This is a genomic window from Anabaenopsis tanganyikae CS-531, from assembly GCF_029891675.1.
GTDB lineage: Bacteria > Cyanobacteriota > Cyanobacteriia > Cyanobacteriales > Nostocaceae > Anabaenopsis > Anabaenopsis arnoldii.
The window spans coordinates 1-20,497 of the sequence record NZ_JANQDF010000171.1; the positions used below are offsets into that span (position 1 = coordinate 1).

Below are 20,497 nucleotides of genomic sequence, written 5' to 3' on the forward strand. Positions count from 1 at the left end.
AATCAAGCATAATTTGCTGTCTAATTATTTAATACAGCAACTCAAACGCCCAAGTATTCCTATGTGCTTGGTTTAATTGAAATTGTCCCGTGGCGCGGCTCCCTCCGCTCCCTATTTGTGCCAGTTGCGTAAGTCCTGAGAAGAATACAGTTTGAAGAAACACTATCTGAATCTGAAGAGTTAAAAGCTATATAATTTAATATTCTAATATAGCAATCCTAAATGATTTATGAACAATTTCTGTTCCCTGTTCCCTGTTCCCTGTTCCCTTTCCTCACTCATAATTTCTCAAGTCAAATAGGATGACTATATTCGATTTAATATTCGCCCCGGCATAATCAAAAGTTGGTACTCAGAGGATGTTTGATAAGTTTTCAACAGGTAATTTTTATTTTAGGGAACAGGGAACACACCGAACAGGGAATGGGGAATGGGGAATGGGGAACCGAAACAATAAAATCCAGTCCCCTCCCCTTACAAGGGGAGGGTTAGGGAGGGGTCAAACAATAGTTGATACACTAATCATGACTTGACAAAGATCCTCTAATTAATATTTGAAACTTGCCAATTTATCAGGAGGAAATGCGCCATTTTCAGTAATGATGGCTGTAATTAATTCAGCTGGGGTAACATCAAAAGCCGGATTGTAGAAATCAACAGCCCCTGGTGTCAATATAGTATCGCCAACTTGGTATATTTCCCCTGGGTGACGTTCCTCGATGGGAATTTTACTACCATCGGGTAAACTAAAATCCACAGTAGACAAGGGAGCCGCAACAAAGAAAGGTATATGATGAGCCTTAGCAGCGATCGCCACACTATAAGTACCAATTTTATTAGCAGTATCACCATTAGCAGCAATGCGGTCTGCACCCACCACCACAGCATGAATTAAACCCCGTTGCATACAATGGGCAGCCATACTATCAGTAATTACCGTAACTGGAATACCTTCTTGAACACATTCCCAAGCCGTAAGTTTTGCCCCTTGGAGACGGGGGCGAGTTTCGTCAGCAAAGACACGTTCTAATCGTCCCGACTTCCAAGCAGAACGCACAACACCCAATGCTGTACCATAGCCAGCAGTAGCTAACGCCCCCGCATTACAGTGAGTGAGAATTGTCAGCTTTTGTGGGGTTGGGGGTAATGCGGCCAAACCATGGTCACCAATAGCGTGACAGGTTTGTAAATCTTCAGCATGAATAGCTTGGGCTGTTTCCCAGAGCTTTTGTGTAATTTCTGTGACAGTTCCCAGAGTTTCATAAGCAGTTTTCATCATGCGGCTAATAGCCCAAAATAAATTAACTGCTGTGGGGCGTGTAGAACGCAACAAATCGGCGACCTTTTCTAAGCGTTCTAAAAACTCGTGGTGATTTTGGTTCTCAATTTCTCTTGCACCAAGATACATCCCATAGGCGGCCGCGACACCAATAGCTGGCGCACCGCGAACAATCATAGTTTTAATCGCCTGCGCCATGTCTTCACTGCGGTGAATTTGGACGACAGTATACTCATTAGGGAGGCGAGTTTGGTCAATGAGGGAAACGGAATTATTCTGCCAAATAACGGGGTAAAGCATGGGAGAAAATTAAGAAGATGGTGGGGATGTATAAGCCTGGTGCCTATTGGGGAAAATAAGCGATAATCATGGCTACTTGGGGTTGATTACGAGCGATGACTTCTGGTGCATAACCCAGAAGTGAAAATAGTTGACTTTTTTGCTCAACAGTCCCATTTAACACCAATAGGTCGTTAGTTTTGAGTAATCGAGAGACTTGACGCACAAAATTACCACGCACCTTTTGAATTGGTGTGTCTGGAGGTGCTGGAATATCTGGAGGTTGTACAGTGGTTTCTCGTACTGATTCCACTTGTAATAGTTGTAGCGATGCTTTGAGTTCCGTGGCTAGGGCTTTGGCTAATTGGATATTTGCCCCAAAAGAAGTCGCGTAAGTTTGTTGGGTGGTGAAGGCTAAAAATACTCGCCTTGTATGCTCAATTGGTAATGGAAACCGAGTTACTAGAACTGGTACTGAACTGCGATTAACAATCTTGTCAATGACACCGCCAAATAAATTTTCTTGATAAGTTGAGTAACCCTTCCAACCGCAAATAATCACACTAGCTTGTTGTTCTTCTGCGACACGAGCAATACCTTTATCAATTGATTCATCAATGCGACCAATGGTGGTAACCTTGGTAACAGCAGCATGGGCAATCATTTCGGCAGTGGATAATAATTGATTTTGTCTAGTCTTATCCTCTGGGGAAATGATGGAATTTTTCTCTAGTAAAATATGTAGGGGTAACAAAGTCCCTTTTGCAGATTTTGCGAGAATAATTGCCAACTGGAGCAAATTATCCTCAGTGCTGGGGTTAGCAACTGGGACTAAAACGCGATCGCCTATGTTGAGGTTGTTGGCTTTTTGACTAGTGAGTTCTCCCTGGTGAAGTTTTTGTCCCCACTGTGCTGTAATCCAAGGAGAAGCAACACAGGTAACTAAAATCATGGCGATGGTGCCATTCACGGTTAACTGGTCAACCAAATCGATTTTATAAGCAACGGTAATAGCCGCGAGAGTGGAAGCAGCTTGAGCCACAGACAGCCCAAACATTACCATAATATTGTCAAAATTCATTCCAAATAACTTACCAGCACCCCAAGCCGGAATGAACTTGACAATAATGGCCACAGTCACCATGACAGCTGATACTAGTAGCGATCGCGGCTCTTGAATCAGAATCCGGGGATTTACCAACATCCCCACAGAAATCAGGAAAAATGGCACAAACAGGGTATTACCGATAAATTGAATCCGATTCATTAGGGGGCTGAGGTGAGGTATTAGTTGAGTAATAGCAACCCCTGCTAAAAAAGCCCCAATAATTGGCTCAATTTGGACTAATTGTGCTCCGTAGGAAACCACAAACAAAGTAGCTAAAACAAAGGTAAACTCTGCTCCTTCGTCGTGTCCAAAGCGCTGAAAAAACCAGCGTCCCACACGGGGAAGTCCCCAAAGTGTGAGAAAAGTGTAGGTAATCAGTGAGGGAATTAGGAATAGCCAGAAACCCAGGGTTAAATTACCTTCATGTGCCCTCACCACCACCGCCAATACTAAAAGTGCCAGAATATTGGTGATTAAAGTCCCCCCCAGAGTGGTAGTCATTACCTGCGATCGCATAATACCCAGTTTGCTTGCGATAGGTAATGCTAGAAGAGTATGAGAAGCGAAACATGATGCCACAAGAATACTTGGCAATAAATCGTAGCCGATGGACATCATGGCAGCAGCACCTAAAATCATAGGTACTAGAAAGGTAGCTAATCCAAAGATAACCGCCTTATCAGCGTTGTATTTCATGTCATCCAGGCTAGTTTCCAGACCTGCCATGAACATGAGAAATAATAAACCTACTGTACCCAGTAGTATAATTGTGTTATCTCGTGCCAACAATCCCAGGCCATTGGGACCGACTACAACCCCAGCCAAAATTAACCCCACAATGCCAGGTAGTCGAATTTTCTCAAATAACAGGGGAGCGATGAGCATAATCCCCAAAATCATCAGAAATACCGGTACTGGGTCTTTGATGGGTGTTGAGATCAGGGTAGTCATTAATAAATTATTCATATCCTGCCCTAGGGTTGCGATAGCGCGATCGCTGCTGCAAGCAGATCGCATCTGGATTTTACATCACTTACGCAAAATACCCGTCAAACTCTCATTTCTCCGTTTCTTCTGTGCTTGTGGTGGTTTATTCTTCGGTGAGTTTTGCGTAAGTTCTATTTTAGAAGGTGAGTAGCTACTATCTGATTGATGTCAGTCCCAATACAGAATCAAGATGCGAAAAAAAGGTGAGTTATCCTCACCTGATTAATTAATCAATGCAGTTAGTTTTGATCATGTCATGTTGATTAACCGGAGATGATATCAGTCCCTATCGCCCTAGATAACATTAGATGCTTGCTTTTGAAAGAAAGCAGCCATAACTCTTTCAGTTATTTGACGACTAGTTAAACCTAATTCGGCCTTAGATTCTTCCGGTGTGGCATGGTCTACTAAAATATCGGGTACACCAATACGCTTGACAGGAACCACAACATCGGAATCTAGTAGTGCTTCGGCCACAGCAGAACCAAAACCACCCATAACACAGCCTTCCTCCAACGTAACAACGCGGCCGATTTGCTTGGCCAGGGGTACAATTAATTCTGTATCCAAGGGCTTGACAAAACGGGCATTGATTACAGTTGCCTCGATGCCATGTTCACTGAGCATTTGTGCTACTTGCATACTAGGATGTACCATGGTGCCGTAGCCGATAATTAAAACATCATCGCCGTGACGAAGGATTTCCCCTTTACCGATATCTAAAGGTTCCCAGCCTTCTTCCATGAGGGGAACACCGTAGCCGTTACCACGGGGATAGCGCATGGCAATTGGTCCACTGGTGTAGTTAATACCAGTTACCATCATGCGTTGTAGTTCCGCTTCGTCCTTAGGTGCCATCATCACCATATTAGGAATACAGCGCAGATAGGCAATATCATACATACCTTGGTGGGTAGGTCCATCGGCACCGACAATTCCCGCCCTGTCTAAACAGAAGAACACAGGCAAGTTTTGAATACAAACATCATGAATGATCTGGTCGTAAGCCCGCTGGAGGAAAGTTGAGTAAATGGCTGCCACAGGGCGCATTCCTTCACTGGCTAAACCGGCACATAGGGTAACGGCGTGTTGTTCAGCGATACCCACATCGATATATTGATTGGGTAGTTTAGCCTGGAGTTTATCTAAACCCGTTCCCGTAGCCATTGCAGCTGTAACCCCAATAACTTTGGGGTTTTGTTCCGCGAGTTTAACTAATGTGTGGGAAAAGACTTTGGCATAGGAGGGAGGTTTGGGCTTGGTAGAGGGAATAGCTTTCCCTGTGGTCAGGTTAAATGGACTTTGGGCATGGTAGCCTACTTGGTCTTTTTCGGCGATTTCATAGCCTTTGCCTTTAACGGTAATCACATGCACCAAAACCGGCCCTGTCATTTCATGGGCTTGGTGGAAGGTAGCAATTAGTTCCTCTAGGTTGTGGCCATCCACTGGTCCAATATAAGTAAAACCTAGTTCTTCAAAGACTGCGCCTACCTTGGGAACTGCTAAACGCTTCATTCCTTCTTTGATGCGTCCGAGTTCGGGAGATAAAGATTCACCAACAAAGGGAATCTGTTTAAACTGTTCCTCAAAATTATCTGTGATAAACTGCACCGGTGGACTGAGGCGCATTTTATTCAGGTAACGGGGAATTGCTCCGACGTTGGGAGAGATGGACATCTCATTGTCGTTGAGAACAACTAGCAGTTTAGTTTTAGGTAGGTGTCCTGCATGGTTGATGGCTTCTAAAGCCATTCCTCCAGTTAAAGCACCATCACCAATTACGGCTACTGATTTAAATTTTTCTCCTTTCAATTCTGCCGCTAAAGCCATACCCAGTGCGGCGGAAATACTGGTAGAAGCGTGTCCAGCACCAAAGTGATCAAATTTGCTCTCACACCGCTTGAGATAGCCTGCAATGCCATCTTTCTGTCTGAGGGTATGAAAGTTGTTGTATCTTCCGGTAATTAGTTTATGGGGATAAGCTTGATGTCCTACATCCCAAATGACTTTATCCCGATCCAAGTCCAGTGTCTGGTAAAGTCCTAGTGTTAACTCTACAACTCCTAAACCAGGCCCTAGATGTCCCCCACTTGTTGCTACGGTTTGTAGGTGCTTGTCTCGGATCTGGCGGGCGATTTGTTGCAATTGCCGGATTGACAAACCATGCAACTGGTTAGGATGGGTGATTTCACTCAGATGCATATTATGGGGTGTTCCTCTCTAAACTCTACTTCTATCATTTTTTAATTTTCCCACGGTGGGGATGTCTCTGGAATGATTTAGTCACAATTATTCCCCATCGTCATTTTTCTGCAGGTGGGATCACGTCGGGTGTGAGTGACATTTCTAGTTGTGGTTGCTGTCTTTGTAAATATTGACTCAATACATACGCCATATCTCCACGGGTCATAGGCCGTAATGGTAAGATGTTATTTTGGTCGTCTGTGTTGATCAATCCTTCGGTAACTACTGTGGCGATCGCTTTCCTAGCCCATACTGGAATTGATTCTGCATCTGGATGCTGATCAAGTATTTCATTTACGATGTCGTCACCAAACTGAAATACACCATAAGCTTGGGCAAAAATCGCTAAGGCCTCTGCCCTGGTCACCCTTTGATTAGGGAAAAATAAATTCCCCCGATATCCTTTCATAATATCGGTTTTAAGCACTGTCTGAATGTCCTTAAATGCCCAATGGGAAGGAGGAACATCTGGGACATTTTGAGACTCTTGTATTTTAACGGGTTCCCTTTGAGCTAGGTTAAATACTTTCACTAAAATTGCCGCCAATTCCGCCCTACTTATCATCCTTTCTGGATAAAATTTGCCATCTGGTGAATTGGCCATTAACTTAGCTGCAATCACTTGTTGAATTGCTGGGGATGGCAAGTTATCACTAGGTTCTACTGCTCTGGCTACGCTTAATGTTAAGTTGTGTAGTAGTAATACTAAGGAAAGAGTAGCTAGCAAGTTTCGCTGATTTCTCATGATGTTAATTGGGCTATTCTGCATCTATAAATAGCTGAGAGCATCACCTGGTTGGGTGAGTCTCAAAATGTTCTCTGCGGTTGGTTGACGCATTTTTAATTGATTAAGTTGCCATGATTTTCAGTCAATAACTAGTCGGGTGGTTTTAGTCAATCAATCATTTTGTACTAAGGTATATGTACGATTTTGCTAATTATAATTTCATCAAAGTTGACCTGGTTTTGATTAATTTAGTCACTAGTCATTACTGCTTGAGGGTGCCTACGCTAGCAGTGGATACTGAGAATTTAACCCTGAATTTCCGAAAGGATAAGTAAGTAACCATTGCAACAAATCACCAAGTAATTGTACTGTGAATTAACTGTGAGACCCAAACCAAATAAATATTATAACCTGTGGTCTATAAATCATGTGGCTTGCGGAAATGATGGGGAATTTTGCCTGAGTGAATTGGGAATTGACTAGGATGTAGTATAGTCGGCCGTGATAGACCATTTAGTCAATATTTCAGGAGTTTTGGGATGAGTGCAACAGCAGACCCCGTGAAGTTGATGAAGCAAGAAGTTGGCAAGGCGGCCGCCGCCCTGGTAAAATCAGGCTCGATTGTCGGTTTGGGTACAGGGTCAACCACAGCTTATACAATTCAGTTTTTAGGCGATCGCCTCAAATCTGGTGAACTTAAAGATATTGTGGGTATTCCTACCTCTTTTCAATCAGAAGTCCTAGCCAAAGAATACGGCGTACCTCTGACCACCTTAGATGCTGTTGACCATATTGATATTGCCATTGATGGGGCTGATGAAGTAGACCCCAACAAAAATTTAATTAAAGGCGGTGGTGCAGCCCATACCCGCGAGAAGGTAGTGGACTACCTGGCAAATCAATTTATCGTTGTAGTAGATGCTGGTAAATTAGTAACCCGCTTGGGTTCTTCTTTCGCCGTACCGGTAGAAGTTATACCGATGGCTATTACCCCTGTTACCAACGCCATTAAAAAACTCGGTGGTAAACCTGAACTCCGCATGGGTGTAAAAAAGGCAGGACCGGTCATTACAGACCAAGGTAATATGGTATTAGATGTCAGGTTTGATTCTATTGATGACCCTGTTGCCTTAGAAAAAACACTGAATAATATTCCTGGTGTCTTGGAAAATGGGATCTTTGTCAACTGTGCAGATGTAGTTTTAGTGGGCGAAGTTAAAGACGGTCAGCCTTTAGTACGACAACTTTAAGGCTAACATGGGGAGTCGGGGAGATAATTACCTCTTCCCCATGTCCTCCGGGTTAATTACTTAATATAAATTACACATTTACTTACGCTTCCTGAGCATAAAGCAACCTGGTAAAATCAGGTAATGACAAAACTGATATCCTCGGTAATTCCTCCTTGCACTTGGAGTCGTCCCATCGGTTTGGGTTGGGAGAAGCCCTATACCGTCCGTTATGCTAGTAATATTGATGATGGACCATGGCACGGTATGCCTTTGGGTGGCTTTGGTGCGGGTTGTATCGGACGATCTTCACGAGGAGAGTTTAATCTGTGGCATATTGACGGCGGTGAACATACGTTTCAAAATATCCCCGGTTGTCAATTTAGTGTGTTTGAGTCCGATGGTAAATTTTCTCAAGCTTACGCTTTGGCTACAGAAGCACCAGAAAATTCTAGTCTCCCAGAGTGGAAATGGTATCCAGCATCCACACAGACACAGGAAACAGGAACTTATCACGCCCTATATCCCCGGAGTTGGTTTGTCTACGAAAATGTATTTCAAGCCGAGTTAACCTGTGAGCAGTTTTCCCCAATTTGGGCAGAGAATTATCAAGAAACTAGCTACCCTGTAGCAATTTTTCATTGGAATGCTCATAATCCCACAAATGCACCTATAACTTTAAGTATTATGCTCACGTGGGAAAATATGGTGGGCTGGTTTACTAATGCGCTGAAGTCTCCAGAAGTGAGAATACGGGATGATGGTAGTCCGGTTTATGCATATCAGCCACTTTTAGGTAAGAGTCAAGGTAATTACAATTTTATAGCAGAAAACACAGAATATTTCAGTTGTATTTGTAGCCAAGTAACTGGTGATGATTCAGTAGGAGAAGGTGATGGGAGTTGGTGTATTGCGACCATTAAACATCCCATGGTAGAAGTATTTTACCATACTCGCTGGGAACCGGGGGGTACGGGGGAAGATGTATGGCAAAGCTTTACTGTAGATGGTTCTTTGCCTAATTATCAAGATACAACTCCTGCATTAGAAAATACACAAATAGGGGTAGCGATCGCAGTGCGGTTTACTCTGCAACCAGGAGAAAGTTTAGCAATTCCCTTTGTTGTGTCTTGGGACTTTCCGGTAACAGAATTTGCAGCGGGGATTAACTATTACCGCAGATATACAGATTTTTTTGGTCGGAGTGGTAATCATGCTGGGGCGATCGCCTCTACAGCCCTGACAGAATATCAAACCTGGTATAAAAAAATTCAAGCCTGGCAACAGCCAATTATTGACCGCCAAGACCTACCAGACTGGTTGAAAATGGCTCTATTTAATGAGCTATATGACCTAACCAGCGGCGGAACTCTGTGGAGTGCAGCTTCAGAACTTGACCCCATGGGTCAGTTTGCGGTGCTGGAGTGCTTAGACTATCGCTGGTATGAAAGTCTAGATGTGCGCTTGTATGGCTCCTTTGGGCTATTAGTCCTGTTTCCTGAACTAGAAAAATCAGTGATGCGAGCATTTGCTAGAGCAATTCCCCAGAGTGATACTCATCAGCGGGTGATCGGGTATTATTATACCATTGGAGCAGAGGAAACAACCGCATCTCGCAAAGTGTCCGGGGCAACACCCCATGATTTGGGCGCACCTAATGAACACGTGTGGGAGAAAACTAATTATACCTGTTATCAAGACTGTAATCTGTGGAAGGATTTGGGTAGTGATTTTGTCTTACAAGTATACCGGGATTTTTTGCTCACAGGTGCTGAGGATGTGCAGTTTTTAGTAGATTGTTGGGAGGGAATTGTGCAGACCCTCGACTATCTCAAGGCTTTTGATTTGGATGGTGATGGGATTCCTGAAAATTCTGGCGCACCTGACCAAACTTTTGATGATTGGCGTTTACAAGGTGTGAGTGCTTATTGTGGGGGTCTGTGGTTGGCGGCTTTGGAGGCGGCGATCGCTATTTGTGATATTTTGTTAAACAACCACAGAGGTACAGAGAAAACAGAGGAGTTAAGAGCTAGGTATCAGCTTTGGTTAACCCAGTCTATGCCTGTGTATCAAGAAAAACTTTGGAATGGTAAGTATTTTAGGTTAGATAGTCGGAGCGGTTCGGATGTGGTGATGGCTGACCAGTTGTGTGGACAGTTTTATGCCCGTTTATTGGGATTGCCGGACATTGTACCATGCGATCGCGCTTTATCTGCCTTACAAACTGTTTATGAGGCTTGCTTCCTGAAATTCGGTCATGGTGAATTTGGTGCTGCTAATGGTGTTCTTCCTGACGGTTCACCAGAAAACCCCAATGCTACCCATCCCCTGGAAGTTTGGACAGGAATTAACTTTGGTCTGGCGGCTTTTCTCGTCCAAATGGGGATGCAGGATGAAGGTTTGAAGTTAACAGGTGCTGTGGTACAGCAAATTTACCAGAATGGCTTACAGTTCCGCACCCCTGAAGCTATCACCGCATCTGGTACCTTCCGGGCTAGTACTTATCTGCGGGCTATGGCTATTTGGGCAATTTACCTAGTTATTACTGCCAAAGAACACAATTATAAATAATACTTATTTCTTAATATCTTAATTAAGACACCCCCAGTATTGATAGTATATCATATCAGCCCAACAATTTTACTCCCATGAGTAAAGATTTGTTATTCAATGTGATTAACCGAAGATAGTCTGAATCACCCCACAGCCTCAAGTTGTCTTTTCCCAGCTTTACTTAATCGGTAACGAAAAATACATAAAAAAACATACAGATGTTTTACCATCATGGGTTGGATGCTATTCTGTCTCCAGCTTAATAACTCACTATCTGGAATTTTTGATTTTATTTTCCGGGTATTCCATGAACCAAAAGAACATATAACTAGGGTTAAAAAAGATTTCCCATACTTAGGGATGGCAACTGTTATCTACCAAAATATCAAGAATTAATCAATTTTTAATTCAACCATTTGACACATGGGAATAAATTCCCTATGACCAACTGTTTATCTTCGATCTTGATCTTAGTGCTGAATCCATATCTGTTTATCAAATACCTATGTCAAAAAAATACCAGGAAATCAAATTTACTTAACGACAATGCTCTGAAAACTAGAGCTAAAAAATACATAATTAACTGACCAGGGAAAGCTATTTAAATTAACAGTTATAAGATATAGTCATCCTATTTGACTTGAGAAATTATGAGTGAGGAAAGGGAACACACCGAACAGGGAACAGGGAACAGAAATTGTTCATGAATCATTTAGGATTGCTATACAAAAAACTTGAAAACTGTATCTAGTAATATCCGTATTCAGCGATGAACAGACTTTTAGCTTAATGTCAGTTTATCAAAAGCAACATCATGTCAAATGTAGTGGAAATCTCAAGTTAAGGAAGAAGTTTACAGATGGAATCGGTAGATGTTTTTTTAAACTACTATTTAGCTTTTTATAAAATGTCAACTTCTAGAATAAGTAATTTACTTACAGCAACTTTTTATCTTGTTTATGTTCACTGGAAGTGTAAAAACTAAAACTATTATCAATTGCATTACAGTTACCTGTTAACATAACTTTCTTCCCTGAAGTAAATTAAATTAAAATTTGAAATCAAACAAAAAACAATTAATTTAGACTAGTTTCATGAGAGTGGAGTAAAAGCATGAATCAAGATATTTCTGGAATTAGTAAGAACTTCAGTAAACCAATGAATCCTCAACAATTTGATCAAATAGTAGAAGCGATTATTGCTGGTAAGTATTCCTGGGCTTGTGTTTTAATGCTACGTATAGTTGGTTACAATCCTTTACATTACATTCCCTATCGAACCTACAATCGATTACTCAAGGAAAATACCCGTAATCAAAATATAAAAAATGAAAGTTCCAATATTAATCCTTCATCTAGATGTTTAAGTAAAATGAAAGACATTGCTTAACTTGAGGTGCTGCAAAAGCAAACAAGCGAAATTCATGGTAGTGGTTTGGGTAAATACTCACCACTACAAGTTTCATCCTAGGGATGGATACTTGAAATATAGCAATCCTAAATGATTCATGAACAATTTCTGTTCCCTGTTCCCTGTTCGGTGTGTTCCCTTTCCTCACTCATAATTTTTCAAGTCAAATAGGATGACTATAGAAAAAATAGATACTGATAGATATATCTTTATCTTGCCGAAGATAGATGCACAGATATAATTTAATTTTTATAATCCGTTCTTGAGTCAAATTTACTTGACACACATTTGAATCTAGAAGTATAGACTATAGATTGAAAAGTCATATTTTATGTCCGCAATTGAATAAATCTGTAAATTTATTCCAGACAAAATTAATTATTAATTTCACTTAAAGATATAATCGATATTGAGTAAAGATTTAACTTTTTTTCTCAAAACCCTTGACTGTATTTAAGAAAATTTCTAAAAGGATAACAGTAGGTTAAGACAAGAGATTGAATAACTGTCACTTTTTTTTATTGGACTTATTTTTCAGATTAATCGAAATCTGCTGATGAGATATTAGCTAATATTAGGCTAGTCTGGGAAGTAGATTTGTATTCACAACCTGACCTTAGCTGCTTCTAGGTTCCATTTTTTTATGGGACAAGTTTACACCACATTTTTGGTAATGGAAAAAAAACCAGTTGAAATGTCTTGAGGTTGATATATCAACCTGTATGGCTAGCATAAAAGCTAACAGTAACATCCTCAAAATAGGAGTTATAGAAAAACTCCAAATTACTTACCGACGAGCATCAACCAAGATAACTGGTTGAAGTCACTACCAATATCACACCAAGTTATCAGGGTTAGCCAGTGAGTAGTTTACTGGTTTGAGCTATCTTACCAGAAATTGTTGTTTATGAGATGAGACAACAGCTATGCTTGCTTCATATTTTGTCAGGTTTGCTTACTACTACTTACTAACTATCTATGGTTACGCGACACAAGCTGTGGCTCACACCACAAGAGCGCAGCTTTTAACTAAGAATGTGTTGACTGGGAAAAATAGAAAAATTCCGTGATTTATCGGTAGATTTTTGATTAGTACTCTGATGGCGAGTCGATGACCATAGTCAAAATTTGTGGGTTTTAACTATTTTTAGAACCCACAATTGGTCACCATAGCATAGTAAAAAACCAAGCATTATACATCAATGAAATAGTTAATTAGCTAGTAATTGCTAATTAATATTGCAGTTATCAAGCCTGATTTATAGAGGTTTGAGTATAGCTGCAAGTGATTAAAATGCCCAACTTTTCAATAAATGATGACTGGTAATAGATATGTCACACTCTGTTAGTCAAAGCGAAACTTGGGAAAACTATAACCTGCAAAACATCCAAGAAGGTAAATTTTTAACTCATTTTCAAAGAAAGGCTTTGCTCAAAAGCCTACAAAGTGATTTACAGCCAGAATATCGGCGGCGCATTGAAATTATGTTGTTAGCAGATGTTGGTAAATCTCAAAGCCAAATCTGTGAAATCATAGGTTGTTCTCAGGAAATGGCGCGCTACTGGATTGGTTTAGCAGAAGCAGGTTTAGCACACAAATGGAATGAGCGACCCATCGGTAGACCTAAAATTGTCAATGCTCAGTATTTGGAGCGCTTGAAAGAATTGGTCATCCATAGCCCTCGTGATTATGGCTATGCATTTACCTATTGGACAGCCCAATGGTTAAGCAAACATTTAGCTAACGAATTTAACATTCAAATTAGCGATCGCCACATTAATCGCTTGCTCAAACAAATGGGACTATCAACGAAACGTAAAACTTCCCACCCACTGGAAACTGAGCAACCCAAGGATGCTGGGATTAAGATTTGCGACTTGCAATGTCACTGGTGAAACTAATTTCCATTGGTCATTAAATCTGATTCAGACCAATAAATAATTCTGTCTTGGAGGTCAGGAAATGACATCAGCGTTTTCCCCAGAATACTTAGCGCAACAACTTATCCAAAGCTTAGGTGAGTCGCTGTCAGAACCAGAAATTGAAAGATGCTTAATTGGCGTAGAAATTGTCCAACCAGCAGTAGCCAAGCAATTTTGGCAATCAACAACCGCGCCGAATGGCATATATATCGTTCTTGGGGGTAAGGTCAGACTTTTAGATACCTCGAATAACTTAATTACTACCCTGACAACTGGAGCATCATTTGGCGAACTGACCTTATTTACAGAAGAAGAATTTAGTCCTTATGTGGCTAGAGCTTCTGTGAATTTAAAACTGGCTTATTTTCCCCAAGCCTCATTACAAGAGGCGATTCGCAAACATCCGAGCATTGGCGATCGCCTCAGACAACGTGCCCAACTGTGGGATTTGCTGTTGTTATGTTGCCAAAGCGCCCTAGTTCCTCACAACGGATCTGTAGAAGATATACTCAAAGCCCTAGCTTTATTTGAGCCTCACACTGTAGAAGGGGACTCACTCCCTGTTAAACTCTTCCAAGATACCAAACTTTGGCTATTACATCACGGAGAACTAGAGCATAGTGATGGACGCAGATTAACACCGGGAAATATTTATATACATCCCCAGCAGGAAAATTGGCGCGGGACTCCACCCATCACAATTTACACTCTAAAAAATGCGAGTTGGCAACTAGCATTAGAATTTTGGCCGCAATTGGCTGAGTTATCGCAACAGCGCCAAGAGGTTCTTTTAGAAGCAACTACCCCCAAGAGAACCCCACAATTACCACCAGCAGATCCCACACCGAAAAAAAAGCAAAAACGAGCTTATTTTCCCAGTCCCAGGGTTCAAGTTGGGCATTGGTGGGGACGTTTAAGTAAGCGGTATCCATTCTTTGAACAGCAAAGCGCTGCTGACTGTGGGGCTGCTTGCTTAGTGATGATTAGCCGCTATTGGGGTAAGCGCTTGAGTGTGAATCGACTGCGGGATTTAGCTAACATCAATCGTACCGGTGCTACACTTCGGGGTTTAACAACTGCGGCGGAAAGTATAGGTTTTACTACCCGTCCCGTCAAAGCCAGCTTGGATAAATTAGCACAACAAACCTTACCCGCCATCGCCCATTGGGAAGGCAAACACTATATTGTTGTCTATGAAATCAGCAAAAAACACGTGATTGTTGGTGACCCCGCCTTTAGTCAACGCACCCTCACCCATGACGAATTTAAGGCTGGTTGGACTGGTTACGCATTGTTATTACAACCTACAGCGCAGCTGAAAGAAACTGAGGAAGACAGTACACAATTCTGGCAGTTGTTTGAATTAGTCAAACCCCATTCTAAAGTGCTGCTAGAAGTCTTTGTAGCTTCGGTATTCATTCAGGTATTTGGACTGGTGACACCGTTATTAACTCAGTTGTTATTGGACCGAGTACTGGTGCAGCGTAGCACTCTGACATTAAACGCAGTGGGGTTTGGGTTGCTGATTTTTGGCTTATTCAGTGTGATGATCAATGGACTGCGGCAATATCTCCTAGATCACACAGCTAACCGCATCAGCGTGGCTTTACTGGTGGGTTTTATTAAACACACCTTCCGCTTACCTTTAGCCTTTTTTGAGTCGCGCTATGTTGGTGATATTATTTCCCGGGTTCAAGAAAACTATAAAATTCAGCGCTTCCTCACCGGAGAGGCTCTGTCTATTACCTTGGATTTGCTGACAGTGTTTATCTACGTGGGGTTGATGTTTTGGTATAGTGCACCCATGGCATTATTGAGTTTAACCATCATTCCACCATTCTTTATTTTGGCACTGGTGGCTACACCTTTCTTTCGCCGCATTAATCGGGAGGCTTTTAATGCTACAGCCAACGAAAATAGTTATCTGATTCAATCTCTTACTGGTATTAGCTCCATTCGCTCAATGGCTATTGAACAAACAGTACGCTGGCATTGGGAAGAGCTATTAAATAATGTGATTAAAAAGACCTTTGCCGGGCAGATAATTAGCAACAAAATGCAGCTTTTTAGCTCTGGGATTGAAACTCTAGTAACTACTGGTTTGCTGTGGTTTGGGGCATGGTTAGTTATTCAAAATGACTTGACAATTGGGCAGTTAGTGGCTTTTAATATGTTATTGGGTAACATCATTCGCCCATTTCAAAGGTTAGTTGTTTTGTGGAATCAGTTCCAGGAAGTTGTTATTTCTAGCGAACGCATTAATGATGTTTTGGAGGCTGCACCGGAAGAGGATTTACAGCATCAACCCCGCCAATTTTTACCGAGGTTACAAGGTCATATTAAGTTTGAAAATGTCACTTTCCGTTATCACCCAGAAAGTGATATTAATGTCCTGGAAAATCTCAGCTTTGAAATCTTACCTGAGCAAACTGTAGCGGTAGTTGGGCGTAGTGGTTCAGGAAAAACAACCCTCACGAAGATGATATTAGGGCTATACCTGCCGACAGATGGCAAAGTATTAATTGATGCCCAAGATGTGACTAGTATTTCTTTACGATCGCTGCGATCGCAAATTGGTGTTGTTGATCAAGATACTTTCTTATTTGGCGGTACAATCCGGGAAAACATCAGTATTGCTCACCCAGAAGCCACCCTAGAGGAAATTATTACAGCCGCAAGTTTAGCCGGAGCGGATGAATTTATCAAACTGCTACCCACTGGTTACGAAACCCAAATTGGTGAAGGTGGGGGAATGTTATCTGGTGGACAACGCCAACGCCTGGCGATCGCCCGGGCTTTACTGGGAAATCCCCGCTTATTACTCTTAGATGAAGCCACAAGCCACCTTGATGCGGAATCTGAGCGAATTATCCAAAATAACCTGAAAACCATCCTCAAAGGGCGCACAAGTCTAATTATTGCCCATCGCCTGTCCACGGTGCGTCATGCTGACCTCATCCTGGTTTTAGATCGTGGCTTACTCGTGGAAAGCGGGACTCACGATGAATTAATCGCTAGAAGAGGTCATTACTTTTATCTCAACGAGCAACAACTGGGAGCAACAGCGCCAACAGCTTAAAAACCTGGGAAACTGCCAATTTAACAGGAGAATTTGTCCACGAAAAATTCTCCTGGACAGTAAACGGTTGAATTACTTATGCCAAACCCATCTCAACATTTATCATCTATACTTGCAAAATCACAGCAAGACTCAGCCCTGAGCTCTAGCTTGGGTGGGGTGAATCACCAGGTTGAAAATTCTAGTGCTGTTGTTGATGATCAGACACAGGTACAAACCCAAGCCAATGATTGGTTTTACGGTACAGAAGAACTGCTGGATGCTTTGCCAAAACTCTGGACACGTTCCCTACTGTACTTTCTGGTGGGATTTACCACTATTATTTTACCTTGGTCGATGCTCACGAAAATTGATGAGACAGGCAGCGCTAGAGGGCGTTTGGAACCCCAAGGAGCGACCTATCAGTTAGGAATTGCAGTTCCGGGAACCGTGAAGGCTGTCAATGTTCACGAAGGCGCTATAGTCAAAGCTGGTCAGGTTTTGCTAGAGTTGGATTCTGAGGTGTTAGAAACAGAATTGCAGCAAAGACAGACACAGTTACAAGGACTGCGCGATCGCCAAGCCCAATTAAAGCTGCTGCAAAACCAATTGATGTTAGCTATTAATATTCAAGAGCAACAAAATCAAGCTCAAGAATTAGAAAAAATGTCTCAAGTCCGTCAGGCGCAGCAAAATCTGGATGCGCGGCGGAGTGTGTATAACTTACAGAAGTTAGAAAGACAGGCTTTAGTTGAGCAGGCTCGCCAAAACATTAATTCTACCCAAACAACTGAAAAGTTAGTTAAGAATCGTTTTGACACAGATTTGACAGAAGTTGCACGCTATCGTCAATTGTTTGACCAGGGTGCAATTCCCCAAATCCAACTTGTGCAACTACAAAAGACAGCAGAAGAAAGCCAACGCTTGCACTTACAAGCACAATCTGATGTTACTTTAGCTCAACTGCGTTTAAAAGAGGAAACCAGCCGCTATCAGGCGACTATGAATCAAGCTGTAGCTGATATTCAGCAAGCAAAACTACGCCTACAAGAACAGCAAGGTAGTTATCAAGGTGTCGTTCAAGCCGGTAAATTAGCACTACTCAGAAGCCAGGAACAACTTAAGGATATGGACGGCCAAATTAGTACCCTGGAAACAGAAATAGCTCAAACCAAGAGCCAAATTCAGTCCTTACAGATTCAACTGCAACAACGAGTAGTGCGATCGCCCATTGATGGTATAGTTTTTCAGTTACCTGTGACTAAACCAGGCCCTGTGGTAGAACCAGGACAAATCATTGCCCATATTGCGCCTCAAGATAGTAAATTGATTCTCAAAGCCCAGATACCCAGCCAACACAGTGGTTTCTTAGAGGAGGGAATGCCAGTGAAAATCAAGTTTGATGCTTATCCCTACCAAGATTATGGCGTGTCCGCAGGGCGTGTGAGTTGGATTGCACCTAACTCCAGAGTTCAGTCTCACAATCAAGGCAATATAGACACTTATGATTTAGATATCACCCTAGATCAACTTTATGTGCAAGCTGCTAACCAGCGCGTTAATTTAACCCCTGGTCAGACCGCCACCGCAGAGGTAGTTATCCGTCAGCGTCGAGTTATTGATTTCATTTTAGATCCGTTTAAAAAATTGCAACAGGGGGGACTAGAACTTTAGTTACAGCAGTTTACAGGTAAATGGGGTACAAATATTGGTGCTAAAACTCTTGTGGGGTGTGCATTCTACCCGCCACTGTGTACGGCGAAAACCAAAAGGGTTTACCCCACACTAACTCTCCCATTATTAAGGGAAGGGGACTAGATTCACCATTTTTACCATGGAATATTACCCCTATTTGTCTAGTCTAAAACCTAGAAAAATAGGGCTTATATCTGTATTATTTAATTTGAATAAAGATGATAAACAATGGTGAATAATTAAAATATTAAAACTACCATCAGATAGAGACAATAAACAATATATTAAGCAAATATGATGAATAAGTTACTGACTAAAAAAGTCAAAATACTCAGGGAAAATTAGTTATTAGTTGGAGGAATTTAGCCATGTCAAATATTTTAGAATTTTCTGCTGAAGACATTATTTACTATATAAAAATGGCTTGCCAAATCCCCGGAATTTTAGAAGCGATCGCTACCCAAAAAATCATTGCTGAAGCCGCCGATAAAGCAGGAATTGAAATTTCTATAGAAGAACTGCAAACAGCAGCAGACGATCTTCGCCTAGCTCACCGACTACTGAAAGCAGAAGACACTTGGGCTTGGTTAAAAAAACATTATATTTCCCTAGATGACTTGGAAGAAATAGCGAAAATCAACCTCACATCCTCTAAATTAGCCAATCATTTATTTGCAGAGCAAATAGAACCATTTTTTTATGCACACCAATCTAAATATTTTGGCGCAGTAACTTATGAAGTGGTATTAGATGATGAAGATTTAGCCTTAGAACTATTTTATGCACTCAAAGAAGGCGAAATTAGTTTCCAAGAAATTGCTCGTCAATATATCCAAAATCCCGAAACCCGTCGCACTGGTGGTTATCAGGGAATCCGCCGCCGTATTGACTTCAGAGCCGAGATTGCAGCCGCAGTTTTTGCCGCCACTCCCCCCCAGATTCTTAAGCCCATTATTACACCCAAAGGAGTACATATAATCTCAGTTGAAGAAATAATTAAACCAGAGTTAGATGATAACTTGCGGTTGCAAATTATGGGAGAGTTTTTTAGCAATTGGCTACAGCAACAAATAGCCTCGGTGGAAATTGTAGCCAATCTCAAAGAAAATAATCATACTCCAACATCACATCGCCTCCTCAAATCAAGCATACCCAGGTAAGTTGACAGTCAACAAATCCAAACCTACCCCCGAATTACTGTAATATTTCTGCCTTGGGGACTTAGGGTTATTTCGGTGGTGGTTCGGTCACTGATGGGGGGTAAGTCGGGGCGAAGGTCAAATATTACTAACCATCCTGTATCTAGATTGAGTCCTGATAAATACTTATCTAGCTGTATCAATCCTTGGGGTAAGGGGTCGGCTTTACCCTGTTTCCATACCTTTAATTCCATCCCTAACACTACATCCCCATAACGCAGACATATATCAATCCTCCCGGAGCCTATGGCGTATTCCCGTTCTAAGCTACCACCACCATTAACTACACGGTGTAAAAATGCCATTAATACTAAGTGGGGCGCAATTTCTGGGTAAGGGGTACTTTTAAATAATGGCTCCCCATGTTGTCGCCAAAAGTCTAAAAAGGTTTCTAACAATATTTGCGGGTTTAATTCCCCTGTGGGTGTTAACCAACTGGGTTGAATCATCGGTAAACTATCTTGAGTTCCCTGGGATAACACCTTGGGGATTACCTCTTGATAAATGGGGTTAGCTACCTTTAACCCACCCTCTTTACTGCGAATCACTAAACCTAAATCTAACAGATAACGGCGATCATCTTCTGGTGTGTTGGGTAATTCTTCCCCAGATAAAATAGGTTCAATAATGGCTTTTACCCTATCCTCTCGCAGTCGTTCTGCTAAACTATCTAGATGGGTGTCTTGCCTTTGAATTAGTATATCTTTAGCTTGATTAATTAAATCTACAGTGATGGGGATATTCACATCTTCTGCTAAATACTCTGTAACTTGACGGGCGATCGCATTGACTAACCAAGGTTGACC

Annotated in this window: 9 protein-coding genes and 3 pseudogenes; 7 read left to right on the forward strand and 5 right to left on the reverse strand. The window is 41.7% G+C overall.

From position 1 onward, the window contains the following. Window positions 1–547 precede the first annotated feature (547 nt). The 4 genes from mtnA to NWP22_RS16520 all read right to left on the reverse strand — a co-directional run bounded on the left by mtnA (window position 548) and on the right by NWP22_RS16520 (window position 6,666). Complete coding sequence (gene mtnA / locus NWP22_RS16505; RefSeq protein WP_271730822.1) at window positions 548–1,579, reverse strand: S-methyl-5-thioribose-1-phosphate isomerase; 1,032 nt, start codon at window positions 1,577–1,579, stop codon at window positions 548–550. 43 nt (window positions 1,580–1,622) lie between these two features. Then, on the reverse strand, window positions 1,623–3,632 hold the full coding sequence (locus NWP22_RS16510; protein ID WP_271730833.1) for a cation:proton antiporter domain-containing protein: 2,010 nt from the start codon (window positions 3,630–3,632) through the stop codon (window positions 1,623–1,625). 315 nt (window positions 3,633–3,947) lie between these two features. Next, window positions 3,948–5,855 carry a 1-deoxy-D-xylulose-5-phosphate synthase gene (gene dxs / locus NWP22_RS16515; protein WP_271730823.1) on the reverse strand — a complete coding sequence of 636 codons (1,908 nt, stop codon included), beginning with the start codon at window positions 5,853–5,855 and terminating at the stop codon, window positions 3,948–3,950. A gap of 100 nt (window positions 5,856–5,955) precedes the next feature. After that, entirely contained in the window at window positions 5,956–6,666 is a 711-nt protein-coding gene (locus tag NWP22_RS16520) for an S-layer homology domain-containing protein (RefSeq protein ID WP_271730824.1), read from the reverse strand. Between the two features lie 497 nt (window positions 6,667–7,163). On the opposite strand from NWP22_RS16520, the gene rpiA reads away from it, so the two are divergent. The 7 genes and pseudogenes from rpiA (at window position 7,164) to NWP22_RS16555 (ending at window position 19,652) form a co-directional block, all read left to right on the forward strand. Then, window positions 7,164–7,874: a ribose-5-phosphate isomerase RpiA gene (gene rpiA, locus NWP22_RS16525; RefSeq protein ID WP_271730825.1), complete on the forward strand. Its 711-nt coding sequence runs from the start codon at window positions 7,164–7,166 to the stop codon at window positions 7,872–7,874. A gap of 123 nt (window positions 7,875–7,997) precedes the next feature. After that, the gene (locus NWP22_RS16530) at window positions 7,998–10,424 is read left to right on the forward strand and encodes a GH116 family glycosyl hydrolase (RefSeq protein ID WP_280802122.1); all 2,427 of its coding nucleotides are present in this window, start codon (window positions 7,998–8,000) and stop codon (window positions 10,422–10,424) included. Between the two features lie 1,095 nt (window positions 10,425–11,519). After that, window positions 11,520–11,867, forward strand: a pseudogene (locus tag NWP22_RS16535) (HetP family heterocyst commitment protein); the annotation flags it as partial. A 1,281-nt stretch (window positions 11,868–13,148) separates the two neighbouring features. Further along, window positions 13,149–13,758, forward strand: a pseudogene (locus NWP22_RS16540) (helix-turn-helix domain-containing protein). Window positions 13,759–13,779: 21 nt separating this feature from the next. Continuing rightward, entirely contained in the window at window positions 13,780–16,818 is a 3,039-nt protein-coding gene (locus tag NWP22_RS16545) for a peptidase domain-containing ABC transporter (RefSeq protein WP_271730828.1), read from the forward strand. 78 nt (window positions 16,819–16,896) lie between these two features. Then, a complete protein-coding gene (locus NWP22_RS16550; RefSeq protein WP_271730829.1) occupies window positions 16,897–18,471 on the forward strand; it encodes a beta-barrel domain-containing protein in 1,575 nt (524 codons plus the stop codon). 389 nt (window positions 18,472–18,860) lie between these two features. Next, on the forward strand, window positions 18,861–19,652 hold the full coding sequence (locus NWP22_RS16555; protein WP_271730831.1) for a peptidylprolyl isomerase: 792 nt from the start codon (window positions 18,861–18,863) through the stop codon (window positions 19,650–19,652). Window positions 19,653–19,675: 23 nt separating this feature from the next. Here the strand turns inward: NWP22_RS16555 and NWP22_RS16560 are convergent. After that, window positions 19,676–20,497, reverse strand: a pseudogene (locus tag NWP22_RS16560) (ATP-binding protein); the annotation flags it as partial.

Excerpts from the sequence above, each read along its gene's own strand:
- NWP22_RS16530 (WP_280802122.1), top strand. The coding sequence starts at position 7,998 with ATGACAAAACTGATATCCTCGGTAATTCCTCCTTGCACTTGGAGTCGT.
- NWP22_RS16510 (WP_271730833.1), bottom strand. The coding sequence starts at position 3,632 with ATGAATAATTTATTAATGACTACCCTGATCTCAACACCCATCAAAGAC.
- rpiA (WP_271730825.1), top strand. The coding sequence starts at position 7,164 with ATGAGTGCAACAGCAGACCCCGTGAAGTTGATGAAGCAAGAAGTTGGC.
- mtnA (WP_271730822.1), bottom strand. The coding sequence starts at position 1,579 with ATGCTTTACCCCGTTATTTGGCAGAATAATTCCGTTTCCCTCATTGAC.
- NWP22_RS16545 (WP_271730828.1), top strand. The coding sequence starts at position 13,780 with ATGACATCAGCGTTTTCCCCAGAATACTTAGCGCAACAACTTATCCAA.
- NWP22_RS16555 (WP_271730831.1), top strand. The coding sequence starts at position 18,861 with ATGTCAAATATTTTAGAATTTTCTGCTGAAGACATTATTTACTATATA.
- dxs (WP_271730823.1), bottom strand. The coding sequence starts at position 5,855 with ATGCATCTGAGTGAAATCACCCATCCTAACCAGTTGCATGGTTTGTCA.
- NWP22_RS16520 (WP_271730824.1), bottom strand. The coding sequence starts at position 6,666 with ATGCAGAATAGCCCAATTAACATCATGAGAAATCAGCGAAACTTGCTA.
- NWP22_RS16550 (WP_271730829.1), top strand. The coding sequence starts at position 16,897 with ATGCCAAACCCATCTCAACATTTATCATCTATACTTGCAAAATCACAG.